At 48.0% G+C, this 12,509-nt stretch carries 11 protein-coding genes and 1 pseudogene; 5 read left to right on the top strand and 7 right to left on the bottom strand.

What is annotated here, in order from left to right:
* Positions 1–26 precede the first annotated feature (26 nt).
* A complete protein-coding gene (gene clpB, locus LTAR_RS00355; protein WP_062420147.1) occupies positions 27–2,615 on the bottom strand; it encodes an ATP-dependent chaperone ClpB in 2,589 nt (862 codons plus the stop codon).
* A 208-nt stretch (positions 2,616–2,823) separates the two neighbouring features.
* Between clpB and LTAR_RS00360 the strand changes: the two genes are divergently transcribed.
* Positions 2,824–3,654, top strand: a complete 831-nt coding sequence (locus tag LTAR_RS00360; RefSeq protein WP_062420148.1) for a glycerophosphodiester phosphodiesterase — start codon at positions 2,824–2,826, stop codon at positions 3,652–3,654.
* A gap of 188 nt (positions 3,655–3,842) precedes the next feature.
* Here the strand turns inward: LTAR_RS00360 and LTAR_RS00365 are convergent, their stop codons facing one another.
* Positions 3,843–4,352 (bottom strand): VOC family protein, encoded by a 510-nt coding sequence (locus tag LTAR_RS00365; protein ID WP_062420149.1) that lies wholly within the window; start codon positions 4,350–4,352, stop codon positions 3,843–3,845.
* A gap of 107 nt (positions 4,353–4,459) precedes the next feature.
* Here LTAR_RS00365 and LTAR_RS00370 point away from each other — a divergent pair, with 107 nt between their 5' ends.
* The gene (locus LTAR_RS00370; RefSeq protein WP_062420150.1) at positions 4,460–6,526 is read left to right on the top strand and encodes a hypothetical protein; all 2,067 of its coding nucleotides are present in this window, start codon (positions 4,460–4,462) and stop codon (positions 6,524–6,526) included.
* A gap of 81 nt (positions 6,527–6,607) precedes the next feature.
* Positions 6,608–7,900, top strand: a complete 1,293-nt coding sequence (gene eno / locus LTAR_RS00375; protein WP_062420151.1) for a phosphopyruvate hydratase — start codon at positions 6,608–6,610, stop codon at positions 7,898–7,900.
* A gap of 61 nt (positions 7,901–7,961) precedes the next feature.
* Here eno and LTAR_RS00380 read toward each other — a convergent pair.
* The 5 genes and pseudogenes from LTAR_RS00380 to LTAR_RS00395 form a co-directional block, all read right to left on the bottom strand.
* Positions 7,962–8,309 (bottom strand): annotated as a pseudogene (locus LTAR_RS00380) (peroxiredoxin family protein); the annotation flags it as partial.
* Positions 8,310–8,321: 12 nt separating this feature from the next.
* Positions 8,322–8,492 carry a thioredoxin domain-containing protein gene (locus LTAR_RS17090; RefSeq protein WP_158423361.1) on the bottom strand — a complete coding sequence of 57 codons (171 nt, stop codon included), beginning with the start codon at positions 8,490–8,492 and terminating at the stop codon, positions 8,322–8,324.
* An 18-nt stretch (positions 8,493–8,510) separates the two neighbouring features.
* Positions 8,511–9,317, bottom strand: a complete 807-nt coding sequence (locus LTAR_RS00385; RefSeq protein WP_062420153.1) for an alpha/beta hydrolase — start codon at positions 9,315–9,317, stop codon at positions 8,511–8,513.
* Positions 9,304–9,990: a uracil-DNA glycosylase gene (locus LTAR_RS00390; RefSeq protein ID WP_062420154.1), complete on the bottom strand. Its 687-nt coding sequence runs from the start codon at positions 9,988–9,990 to the stop codon at positions 9,304–9,306. The genes LTAR_RS00385 and LTAR_RS00390 overlap by 14 nt, the downstream gene beginning before the upstream one ends.
* A gap of 21 nt (positions 9,991–10,011) precedes the next feature.
* A complete protein-coding gene (locus LTAR_RS00395; protein ID WP_062531939.1) occupies positions 10,012–10,851 on the bottom strand; it encodes a DMT family transporter in 840 nt (279 codons plus the stop codon).
* 96 nt (positions 10,852–10,947) lie between these two features.
* On the opposite strand from LTAR_RS00395, the gene LTAR_RS00400 reads away from it, so the two are divergent.
* Both LTAR_RS00400 and LTAR_RS00405 read left to right on the top strand, forming a co-directional pair.
* Positions 10,948–11,898, top strand: a complete 951-nt coding sequence (locus LTAR_RS00400) for a DNA-methyltransferase (protein WP_201775921.1) — start codon at positions 10,948–10,950, stop codon at positions 11,896–11,898.
* Positions 11,895–12,506: a BglII/BstYI family type II restriction endonuclease gene (locus LTAR_RS00405; RefSeq protein ID WP_062420157.1), complete on the top strand. Its 612-nt coding sequence runs from the start codon at positions 11,895–11,897 to the stop codon at positions 12,504–12,506. Before LTAR_RS00400 ends, LTAR_RS00405 begins: the two co-directional genes overlap by 4 nt.
* Positions 12,507–12,509: the final 3 nt, after the last annotated feature.

A 12,509-nucleotide genomic window follows, 5' to 3' on the forward strand; every position in this document is an offset into this window, starting at 1 on the left:
GATCCTGTCTTCGGTTACAGATTGTTTCAATTGTCCGCTGGCTGCACCACTGGTGTAAAGGTTAATCCATTTTCACCCTTATCCACAAGGATGGTTTCACCCGGTTTGAAATCTCCAGCCAATATTTTGATAGCCAGAGGGTCTTGCAGTTCACGTTGGATGGTGCGCTTAAGCGGGCGGGCACCGAAATCGGGGTCATATCCCATTTCTCCCAACCAGGTACGTGCGGCTGGAGTGACATCCAGCAGGAAGCCTTTTTCTTCCAGCAAGGCAGCCACACGCTTCAACTGTATACCCACTATTTCGGCAATATCCTCACGAGTCAGCGAGTGGAAAACTACAATCTCGTCGATACGGTTCAGGAACTCCGGCCGGAAGTGCACCTGCAGCACATGAGTGATTTCATCTCGTGAGACAGATTTCTGCCGGTCCATCCACAATTCGCTGCCCAGGTTGCTGGTCATTATGACGACCGTATTTCGGAAATCGACGGTGCGTCCCTGTCCGTCTGTCAAACGGCCGTCATCAAGAAGCTGCAGGAGGACATTGAACACCTCACTGTGTGCTTTTTCGATCTCATCAAACAAAATCACACTATACGGCCGTCGGCGGACGGCTTCTGTCAATTGGCCGCCTTCTTCATAGCCAACATAACCCGGAGGAGCACCGATCAATCGAGAGACGGTGTGCTTTTCCTGGTATTCGCTCATATCGATCCGAACCATAGCATGTTCATCGTCAAACAGGAACAACGCCAGGGCGCGGGCCAGCTCGGTTTTACCGACGCCGGTTGGACCAAGGAAAATGAATGAACCGATGGGGCGGTTGGGATCTTGCAGACCGGCACGGGCACGGCGGACCGCATTGGAAATCACCCGCAAGGCGTCTTGTTGACCAATGACCCTTTCGTGCAAACGATCTTCCATGTGGAGCAACTTCTGAGTTTCACCTTCCATCAATCGTGAAACAGGAATATGGGTCCAGGTAGAGACAATCTCAGCCACTTCTTCTGCATCCACCTCTTCTTTCAAGAGGGCACCCTGCTCCTGCAGGTGTTTCAGCTTTTGTTCGGCCTCTTTCTGCCGGTTCTCCAATTCGCGGAGTGTGCCGTATCGTAACCGGGCGGCTGTCTCCAGGTCAGCCCGTCGTTCTGCTTCTTCAATTTGATGGCGGGTTTGTTCAGTTTCTTCTTTGACTTTCCGCAAATCAGCGATGGCGGCTTTTTCATTGATCCAGCGGGTGGTCATCTGGGATGATTGCTCCTTAAGGTTGGCCACTTCATGGTCAATTTTGGCGAGACGTTCTTTTGAAGCTTTATCTTTCTCCTTTTGGAGTGCCTGCCGCTCAATTTCAAGCTGCATGATCTGGCGGTCAACCTCATCCAGAATCTGTGGTTTTGAATCGATTTCTGTACGCAGACGGGCAGCGGCTTCATCGATCAAATCAATGGCTTTATCCGGTAAATGGCGGTCAGTGATATAGCGGTTGGAAAGTGCGGCGGCAGCAATTACGGCGGCATCTGTGATGCGCACGCCATGGTGGACTTCGTAGCGCTCTTTCAAACCCCGCAAGATGCTGATCGTATTCTCGACATCCGGTTCTCCCACCACCACCGGTTGGAAGCGGCGTTCGAGGGCCGGGTCCTTTTCCACATTTTTACGGTATTCATCCAGTGTGGTGGCACCGATCAGATGAAGTTCGCCGCGGGCCAGCATAGGCTTGAGCATATTTCCGGCATCCATGGCGCCTTCTGCCGCGCCTGCGCCGACTACCGTATGCATTTCATCAATGAACAAAATGATATCGCCGGAGGATTCGGTGATTTCCTTGAGGACGGCTTTAAGGCGTTCTTCAAATTCGCCCCGGTATTTGGCACCGGCAATCAATGCGCCCATATCCAGCTGGACAAGACGCTTATTCTTCAATCCTTCCGGCACGTCGCCTTTAATGATCCGTTGGGCCAGGCCTTCCACAACAGCCGTCTTGCCTACACCAGGCTCGCCGATCAATGCCGGATTATTTTTGGTTCGCCGTGACAGAATCTGCACTACCCGGCGGATTTCTTCATCACGGCCGATCACCGGGTCGAGTTTTCCCTGACGTGCCATGGCCGTCAGATCGCGGCCGTATTTTTGCAGCGATTGATAGGTGCTTTCTGGATTCTGCGAGGAAACCCGCTGCGATCCGCGGACAGAGACCAGAGTTTTCAGAATGCTGTCTTTGGTGACTCCGAATTGTTCCAACCGCCGGGCTTCCGAACTCTCTGTAAGCGCCAGCAGAATATGCTCGGTGGAGGTGTAATCATCCTGCATACCACGGGCAAATCGCTCTGCTGCGTTCAAGATATCTGCTGATGTCCGTGATAATGATGTCTCACCAGAACCCGGACCGGTTATCTTGGGACGTGATTCGAGGTCTTTCTTGATATCTGCAATCAGACCGGCTGTGCTGCCGGATATCTTGGTCACCAGAGCTGGTACTACGCCATCGGATTGTTCGAGCAGGGCTAGCAATAAATGCGCCGGTTCAATAGTCTGGTGATTTAAGTCACTGGCCAGAGTCTGGGCGTGTAAAACAGCTTCCTGTGCTTTTTGGGTGTACTTATCGAGGTTCATAAGGGAATCTCCCTTCCTGTATTTATTTCACAGAGAGGTTAATCTTTGAGTATTGGATTAATGTCAGAGTTTTATTAGTTTTATATCAAATCCGGTTTTCACGCTCTTATCTTTTGAGAGAGAAGTATCATTTGACAGTGGCGAATGTTTACAGGTTTCGCCGGAATTTGCTACAATATTAAAAAATACATTAAAAGATGAGGTTGGCATGTCTACACGGCCTAGAATCCTGAATATTGCACATCGCGGGGCCCGATCACTGGCACCGGAAAATACCCTGGCGGCAGCACGAAAAGCATTCCACATAGGTGCAGATCTATGGGAATGTGATGTTACTCTGACATCAGACGGCGTTCCGGTAATACTGCACGATGATAATCTGAAACGAACATCGAACGCCGCATCGGTCTATCCGAATCGGAAACCCTGGAAGGTGCAGTCATTTTCGTTGGAAGAGCTGAAACGATTGGATTTCGGCTCGTGGTTTATCACCACCGATCCTTTTAAACAAATCAAGCTGGGTAATATCCAACCGGACGAATTGCAGAAATTTGTTGGTGAACCGATACTCACGCTGGAAGAAGCGCTGAGTTTTACCAGAGAAAATGACTGGCAGATCAATGTAGAGATCAAAGATCTGCAGGGGACACCGGGGGATGCCACTGTTGTAGAGAAGGTTCTGGCTTGCGTTCAAAACCTTCAAATGGAGGAGCGGGTTTGGCTGTCTTCTTTCAACCACCTGTACATTTCGAAGATCAAGAAACTGGTTCCAGCCATCCGTACCGGTGCCCTGGTGGAATGGTTGGATTTAAATCCTCTGGCACGGTTACACCAGACCGGTGCACAATCGTACAATCCTGGAATTCGCCTGGCAAATCCGCGGGTGGTGCGCAGTATTCGTGAACAGGGTTTTGATGTGTTTGTCTGGACGGTCAATAAAGAGGCTTCTATGCGTAAATTGATCAAAGCCGGAGTCAGTGGGATTTTCACCGATTTTCCGCAGGTATTAAAATCTGTTCTTGATAGTTATTCCCATTGAATCAGATTTCAATATCGTATTAAATATGCAATTTCTATGTGAGTATTCATATCATAATGTGTAAATCAAAAAAACAGGGAAAATAGAAATCCCTGTTTTTTTCTATCTTATTATGAATCACTCCTGACTGATACCTTCAGATGAGGTATGCCGTGATGATGTACCTTATCCCCAGCTAATGTGCGTCTTTATTCTTCCGGAGGATAAACCTTCTCCGGTTTGACACGACCTTTCGGACGCTCAATCAGTTCGAGAGTAATGCCCAGATATTTCTCGGTATCCAGATAGGCGTAATGACCGTCGCCATCTAGACCGAACCCGGAACCATCCATAGTCATGGGTAGGCCGGCTTCCTCAGCCTGTTTCAGGGCAGCCTGCATATCATCAACGAGCAAGCCAAAATGATGCACACCATAACCATGCTCACGGATGAAATCGGCATATACAGATTCGCCTTCCAGCGGCTCAATCAACTCGATGCGGGTGGGGCCAAAATACGAAAGGGCAATCCTTGAGGCATAGTTCGCCGGTTTTCCCATATAAGTCATATTTTTCACAAACGGTTTCTTATACGTATAGAACTGCCAAGGGCCGATACCGAACAACTTATAATACATTTCGACCACCGGCTCCAGTTTAGGAACCAGAATGCAAACCTGGGAAACGCCATTCTGTAAAAACGGTAAAGGTGTATTCATTCTTCCTCACAAGTAAATGATGCAAAAATTATAGCATCTGGCTGAAGCGAATTTTTATTTTTATCCTGCTGGTAAAATATTACCTATCTCCGATAGATGGATGTCCATTGAAAAAATACCTGCTCGCCCATCGTTTTGAATTGATCGTTGTTGTGCTGGTTCTGGCATCATCCTTCTATGTGGCTTTTGCCCCGGCAAACAACCTGATGAATTGGTACAGTACAGATGATGCTTTTTATTATTTTAAAACCGCGCAAAATGTATCAGAAGGATACGGACTAACTTTTGACAGGATCGGGCGTTCCAGCGGCTTCCATCCATTATGGATGTTGGTCTGCATACCTGTTTTTGCCCTGGCCCGGTTTGATCTGATGCTTCCCCTGCGGGTACTTGTTCTGGTAGCTGGCGTATTCAATGCCGGAACGGGGATTCTGCTTTATCGGATGACCAGGCGGGTGATCAGTGAACCGGCCGCCATCGTCACATCCTTCCTCTGGCTTTTAACACCCAGCATACAGGGAGTCACCTCACGACTGGGGATGGAAAGCACAATCAGTGCGTTTTTCATTGTCTTTCTGTTCCATGAAGTATCTGGATTTCAAGCAAATCAAAATACCTGGCAGGGAAGGTTGAAAGAAGTTCTACCTGTGGGCCTTGTGGCTGCGTTGACCATTCTCAGCCGCCTGGATAACATTTTTCTGGTGGGGATGGCGGGTATCTGGTTGGTGTTTCGCCGAAACCGGCTGAACGGGCTTTTACTGGCGGACATGGCTTTCTTCTATATAGCACCGATTGTCTCCGCGTTCTGGCGGTTAAAGCCCGGGGCTGATTATTACATGTACACCACAGCTGTCTATGTTCTTGTGGGGGTTTCTTTAATTATGAAACCCGTATTGTTTGAGTTGAGCGGGGTCTACCGCGCCCGGTCACAAAATTCCTGGCTTAGATTGGCTGTTCGCATACTGGTCAGCCTGGTGGTGACTGATGGTCTGGCATTCGGTCTGCTCACTGGCATGACGGCGATTGGGATCATCCCCGGATTTCCACGCTCAATTCCAATTGCAGACCTGGTCATCTCGGCGGTGATTATGCTGGTGATGCATGGTATTGACTGGTTTACCCATGGGAAAAAAGAGACCACAAACGATTCTGTGTCGCTGCGAACATGGAATTCATGGCTGCCTGAAGGATTGGGATATGCCTTACCAATTGCCGTTCTGATGGGCTTTTATTTTTGCTTCAATTATTTCTACTTTGGAACGCCGTCACCGGTTAGCGGCCAGATTAAACAATGGTGGGGTTCACTTCCGAACACGGTTTATGGCCGCCCTAATGAAGTTTGGGAAGGGCTTTTAGGTTTTCCGGAGAAGGAACGGGGGCCGTGGAATCCTCTGCTGTCATTGATCAATACCCGAATTGAGGATGCCGCCGAAGCAGCCGGAAAGACGGTTTTTGACGATCCCTTCCAGACACAAATGATTTTCCAGTGGACTCTCTTCTGCCTGGGTGCAGGATTGCTGATATATGTTTATCGAAGAAAAGTCCTTGCCAGTCTGTCAGCGCTGGTTATTCCGGCTTCCTTTGCCGGAGCGATGTGTCAGATTGTTTCGTATATGGGTACAAGCTATGTGAACACTCGTCCCTGGTATTGGGTTCAGGAGATGGTTTTGCTCGTCCTTCTGGGAGGTATACTGTTTGAAGCCGGGTTGACTGTCTTTTCCCGTCTGCATATGCCGGGGAATATCCAACAAACAATTGTGGTATTCTTTTCGTTGTTCCTGGTTTATATCTATGCCGCAGATTTAATCAGTTTCGTACCATATTATGTAAAACCGGGAAGGGAAAATTTATACCTGGCCGGTGTTGTGGCGTTGGAAAAAGAAACCCCGAAAGGTGCAAAGATTGGGTCAACGGGCGGTGGTGTGATAGCCTATTTTATCAAGGACCGCACCATCATCAATCTGGACGGCTTAATGAATTCGACCTATTACTTCCACCTTTTAAAACAGGGTAAAGCCAATCAATATATGGATGAAATTGGCATGCAATATCTACACGGCAACAAGTATATGATCACCAATTCCGATCCCTATATGGGATTGTTCAAAAACCGGGTGGAATTCATCAAAGATGTGTGGGGATCCGGTTTATACCGGTACCTTCCGGGCAAGTGAATTGAATTTGGCTATACTATAAATTGAATTACTGAAAACCCGATAATCTTCCCAAAAATTGATAAGGATTTGAGGTGAAAAATGAATACTGTTATTGAAGCAATTCAAGCGCAGGAAATTCTTGATTCACGCGGCAATCCTACTGTGGAAGTTGAAGTCATTCTGGCTGACGGAACCTGGGGACGAGCGGCTGTACCCTCCGGTGCATCCACCGGTATTCATGAAGCTCTTGAAATGCGCGATGGCGACAAAGGCCGTTATCTGGGCAAGGGTGTCTTGAAAGCTGTTGAAAATGTAAACACCCTGATTGCCGAAGAACTGGTCGGTTGGGATTCAGCCGAACAAAAAGCCATTGATACCACCTTAATCGAACTGGATGGAACCCCGAATAAATCCAAATTGGGTGCCAATGCCATTCTGGGCACCAGCCTGGCTGTAGCCAAAGCAGCAGCCTCCTCCCTGGGTCTGCCTCTATACCGATATATCGGTGGAGTATATGCCCACATATTGCCCGTTCCGATGATGAACATCCTCAACGGCGGCGCTCACACGGCCTGGCAATCCACCGATGCTCAGGAATTCATGATTATGCCGCTCGGTGCATCTTCCTTTGCAGAAGGTCTCCGCTGGGGTGCTGAAATCTATCACAATTTGAAAGCCGTCCTCAAAGCCCGCGGTTATACCACCCTGGTTGGTGATGAAGGCGGTTACGCCCCGGCTTTGAAAGCCAATGCAGAAGCTGTGGAAGTCATACTGGAAGCCATTACCAAAGCTGGTTACAAACCCGGTGAGCAGGTTGCCATTGCTCTAGACCCGGCAGCCTCCGAACTCTATGAGGAAGAAACCAGGACTTACAACCTTCGCAAAGAAGGCAAGAAATTGACTGGCGAACAGATGGTGGATTTCTGGAAGAACTGGGTCAACCAGTACCCGATCGTCTCTATTGAAGACGGCCTGGCTCAGGATGACTGGGATTCCTGGAAACTGATGGTCAAAGAACTGGGCAGCAGAATCCAGATTGTGGGCGATGATCTTTTGGTCACCAATCCGGAACGTGTCCGCCGCGCCATAAAAGAAAACGCTGCGAATGCGTTGCTTGTCAAATTGAACCAGATCGGTTCCCTGACTGAAACCATCGAAGCCGTGGAAACCTGTCATCGCGCCGGATGGCGGGCTGTCACGTCTCACCGCTCCGGAGAAACCGAAGACAGTACAATTGCCGACCTGGCAGTAGCCCTGAATATGGGTCAGATCAAGACCGGTGCTCCCGCCCGCTCTGACCGTGTAGCCAAATACAATCAGCTGCTGCGCATCGAAGCCGAACTTGGCGACACCGCCAAATATGCCGGCTGGAGCGCCATCCGCCGCGGGTAATGCCTGTTTGATCCCAAACTACGATTGTCCAAAAAGACCGTTTCGTTTTCTTCCAGATCTTTCACTGGCTGTTTATAACTGTCTTTTTAGAATTTATCTCATCCAATACTGCCAGAACGGTTTTGTTTTCCGGTATATCTGACATTGAATTTCCATAATGAATAAACCGGATGATGCCTTCTAGGTCAATGACGATGACAGCCGGCATACGTCCCAATTTCAGCAGATTGACCTCTTGTTGGTAAATATCTGCGATTTTTGATCCCGGATCGGCCAGTCCAATCATGGGCATTGCTTCTGATTCCCACAACCTGCGAAATGCGGCTGGTCCATCGGGCCCGATGATGATAATTTCAGCGTTTCTTTTTTGGAATTCTTGATAATCAAGGCGCAACTGCGCCAGGTGCCGGCGGCAGAATGGTCAGACAAAACCTCGGTTGAGTACCAGAACAATGTTCTTATGGTCTCGAAAATTCCGCAATTTAATGGGCGTATTCCGGGTATCGATCAGCTCAAAATCAGGTGCCAGATCACCGATGGCAATTTCTTTATCATGAGTGGAGATTTCGACAGGTTTTATTCGAATCGGCATATTTCTATTCCTCCTATGTCAATTCTTATTTTCCACGATGGTGAGAAACCTGTCCAATCCCTGTACAATCTGAGCCGTCTGATCTTCAAGACTGATCTGGGCTGGCCGGTCGCCTTCCTGCTCTCCGTACCAGCCAAATCCGGCATGGTTCCCACCATCAATACGAAGCCACTGAGTTGTGGCGGGGAAACGGGGCTTCCTGGTTTCCCATTCATCGGACGTAATCAGACCATCTTCAGAGCCAAAAATGGATAAAACCGGTATTGTGCTGTTTACCAGTTCATTGCCACCGGGGTAGGCAGCCAGAAACGCAATACCCCTGATGTGTGTTGGATTCTTGACCAGGTAACCCGCGGCCATGGATCCGCCCAGCGAATGGCCGGCGATCACCCATTGCGGTATTTCTGGATGATCATTGATCACCCAGTCTGCCCGATCTGATCCGAGAACAGCGAGATTTAATGGCATAGGGACGATGGCTGCCGACCAGCCTTTTTCAGCCAACTGATGGACCATGGGGGCATACGAACGATAGTCCACCCTGCCGCCGGGGTAGAAGATCAATCCTGTTTTTGCCGTTGAATGCATGGGTTGGAAAAACAAGTACCGTCCGCTTGTTACCTGTACCTGATCATCACTTTGCAAATAGGGAAGAGCTGCCGGGAGTGGTCCGACGGGTGACAGGGTGAACATATAGACTCCGGCCAATACCATGAGCAGCCCCACCGTGTAGGCCAGGAAGACCTGCACGGGATTGACCCTGGGTTTACGCTTCTTTTTACCTAAGGAAGGTTGGATTGGTGAGATAGGGTCATTCTCTTCCATTGAGGGCTTCCACGGCTTTCTGCCAGATGGCATCGAACATGGCCGTCGTCAGGCGGCCAGTCTGGGTGTTTTGGCGGCTGGGATGGTAGGAGGCTAACACCCAGGGAGAACCGTCATCCCAGTGATGGAACACTCCATGCCCGAAGGTGTACTGTGGAGATTTCTTCCCCAGAAGATTCAATGTTTCCTGAAAGGCGATGGAACCGAGGGCTACAATTCCTTTCAGGTTCGGAAGCAGGTCCATTTCCTGGCGAAGGTACGGGAGGCAGGCTGCGATTTCTTCTCTGGAGGGTTTGTTATCAGGCGGTGCGCACCGACAAACAGCGGTGATAAATACACCATGCAAAACAAGGGCATCATTTCGATCAACCGCAGTCGGCTGACTGGCCAACCCGGCGCGGTACAGGGCGGGGTATAAAAAATCACCGGAGGCATCCCCGGTGAACATCCGACCGGTTCGATTGGAACCGTGTGCTCCAGGTGCCAGTCCTATGATCATTATTCTGGCTGAGGGGTCGCCAAATCCGGGAACCGGCCTGCCCCAGTATTCCTGGTCACGGTAGGCACGGCGTTTTACGCGGGACACCTGTTCGCGCCAGGCCACCAGACGCGGACATTGGCGGCATGTTTGAATATTAACCTCCAGTTTTTGAATATCCAGGGATTCTGACATGTTTAAATCATACTCTGTCTGTTAGATAGTAATCAAACCAACAGCGGCCAGACAGGTAACCACACCCAACCATTGTCTCCGGCTGACGACTTCTTTGAGGACAATGGTGGTGATGATCACAGTCACTGCCGGGCCAAGCGATGATAAAACGGCTGCCACATCCAACCGGGTATATTGTCGGGCCAGCACATAAAACAGGTTTCCGCCCACATCCAGAATTCCACAGATAACTGCTGATGGATTGGAGGTCAGGCCGGGCAGTGGTTGTCGGTTGATCCATACCAGAACAAGACCGGTGATAAAGGCGACTGTACGGGCAATAACCAGCGGGGTAAATACTTTCCCGTGCTCCACATTACCGAGCAGGATCAGCCACCCGGCAAAACCAATCCCGGCCAGGACGGAAAGGGAAAATCCATCCTTGCCGGATGGATGAGAGGACTCTCCGCTGGATACCAGCCAGATCCCCAGAATGGCCAGAATAAAACCGGCCAGTTTTATCTGGGAAGGGATCCCTTCAAGTATGGTGCTGAATAAAACCGGTAAAGCTGTGCCAATGACGGAAGCTGTGGGGGCCACTACGGCAGCATTCCCTATTGCCAGTGACCGGTAAAACGCGGCAATCCCCAATGCGCCGCTCAAACCGCCCAGAATGGAAAAGATGATCCCGCGGGTGGAAGGGAACGATTCCCGGAAGATCAGTGCCGTGATGGCCATAAATACCAGTCCGGAAAAAGCTGAGAGCGCCAGCACCTGATACTGGCTCTGTTTGCGTGAGGCATACCCGCCGGCAAAGTCACCGCTGCCCCAGACAAGGGCAGAAAGAAGTCCAAAAAGAATGCCGAGGAATGATGATGACATGGTCATGAATTCTCTATTGAAAAATTTGTACTAAATGATAACCTACTTCTTCATTGTTTTCTTGACAATATAATGCTTTCGAGGATAATAAAACATATGTTTGATAATATAAAGATATCTGATCACTTTTCGGCAACCGAGAAAATTGTAGTTTATCCAGGAAATTGTCTGGATTTACTCACTCAAATTCCGGATGATACATTTCAGCTTGTTGTAACTTCACCACCTTATAATCTGGGGAAAGAATACGAAACTAAATTACATATTGATGATTACCTTCACCAACAAGCTGAAGTGATAAAAGAATGCGTTCGGTGTCTTTCACCATTTGGAAGTATTGCATGGCAGGTTGGTAATTATGTTGATAAAGGGGCTATTATCCCATTAGATTCAATTTTGTACCCAATTTTTTCTGACCTTGGACTAAAAATGCGCAATAGAATAATTTGGCATTTTGAACATGGGTTGCATTGCAGTAAGAGATTTTCTGGTAGATATGAAACAATCATTTGGTTTACAAAATCAGATGATTATATTTTCAACTTGGATCCTGTAAGGGTACCCCAAAAGTATCCTGGGAAGAAATATTTCAAAGGGCCAAAAGCAGGTCAATATTCAAGCAATCCATTAGGTAAAAACCCCGGGGATTTATGGATTATTCCCAACGTAAAAAGTAACCATGTTGAAAAAACTGAACATCCCTGTCAATATCCGGTAGAGTTAATTGAAAGACTTGTTTTATCATTGACCAATGAAGGTGATTGGGTTTTTGATCCATTTCTTGGTGTGGGATCATCCATTATTGCTGCTTTAAGGCACAATAGACGTGGTATAGGAGCAGAGGTATATCCAAAATATATTGATATAGCCCGGGATAGGATTATGGGTGAACTTAATGGGACATTGAAGACCCGTCCGATGAACAAACCGGTTTATGATCCAATTGAGGCTGGGAATAGCCTTACTATAGCACCATGGATTAAAGATAAAAATCAAATGGTACTCTTAGAAAAACCAACAAAAAATCAACAATACGGGGAAAAATGAAGATTTCGGAAATATATTCGCACTTAAACGGATTAGAGTATCTCCAAGTTCATAAAGTCCAACTTTGGGAAGAAATTAAAGAAGTAATTGAATTGATTGATGCAGAGAAATGTAAGACAAAAGTCTCAAAAGAGAAAACCATGCTTGGCAAGTTACTTTTTAGCCCAGTAGCATTAAATGCTGAATTTAAGTCTCTTTTACGAAAAAGGGGATGGGAAGAAAGTCGAGTTGGATATTGGGTAACCAAAAATGAAAAACTTATCAGAAAGACATTGACATTAAAACCCGATGAACAGAAACGTGTCATCTCAGAATCAGGGAATGAACCCATATTCAGTTATAACCAGACCGATTTTGTAAAAGAACGAATTGCTCTGGAAGTCCAATTTGGAAAGTACTCATTTGTTGCCTATGATCTTTTTGTAAAACATCTAGCCTTTTATATTGGTGATGAGATTGATGTGGGAATCGAAATTCTTCCGATGAAATCTTTGCAAATGCAAATGAGTTCAGGTGTCGCTTATTATGAAGGTGAATTTTATAATGTGATTCGTCAGGGGCGAGGCGTACCGGCGGTCCCATTGGTGATGGTTGGGATCAGCCAGTAATAC

Origin of the sequence: Leptolinea tardivitalis (assembly GCF_001050275.1) — a bacterium.
GTDB lineage: Bacteria > Chloroflexota > Anaerolineae > Anaerolineales > Anaerolineaceae > Leptolinea > Leptolinea tardivitalis.

Bases quoted from the DNA above. Each gene is read 5' to 3' on its own strand.
- clpB (WP_062420147.1), bottom strand. From the start codon at position 2,615: ATGAACCTCGATAAGTACACCCAAAAAGCACAGGAAGCTGTTTTACAC.
- LTAR_RS00360 (WP_062420148.1), top strand. From the start codon at position 2,824: ATGTCTACACGGCCTAGAATCCTGAATATTGCACATCGCGGGGCCCGA.
- LTAR_RS00365 (WP_062420149.1), bottom strand. From the start codon at position 4,352: ATGAATACACCTTTACCGTTTTTACAGAATGGCGTTTCCCAGGTTTGC.
- eno (WP_062420151.1), top strand. From the start codon at position 6,608: ATGAATACTGTTATTGAAGCAATTCAAGCGCAGGAAATTCTTGATTCA.
- LTAR_RS17090 (WP_158423361.1), bottom strand. From the start codon at position 8,492: ATGCCGATTCGAATAAAACCTGTCGAAATCTCCACTCATGATAAAGAA.
- LTAR_RS00385 (WP_062420153.1), bottom strand. From the start codon at position 9,317: ATGGAAGAGAATGACCCTATCTCACCAATCCAACCTTCCTTAGGTAAA.
- LTAR_RS00390 (WP_062420154.1), bottom strand. From the start codon at position 9,990: ATGTCAGAATCCCTGGATATTCAAAAACTGGAGGTTAATATTCAAACA.
- LTAR_RS00395 (WP_062531939.1), bottom strand. From the start codon at position 10,851: ATGTCATCATCATTCCTCGGCATTCTTTTTGGACTTCTTTCTGCCCTT.
- LTAR_RS00400 (WP_201775921.1), top strand. From the start codon at position 10,948: ATGTTTGATAATATAAAGATATCTGATCACTTTTCGGCAACCGAGAAA.
- LTAR_RS00405 (WP_062420157.1), top strand. From the start codon at position 11,895: ATGAAGATTTCGGAAATATATTCGCACTTAAACGGATTAGAGTATCTC.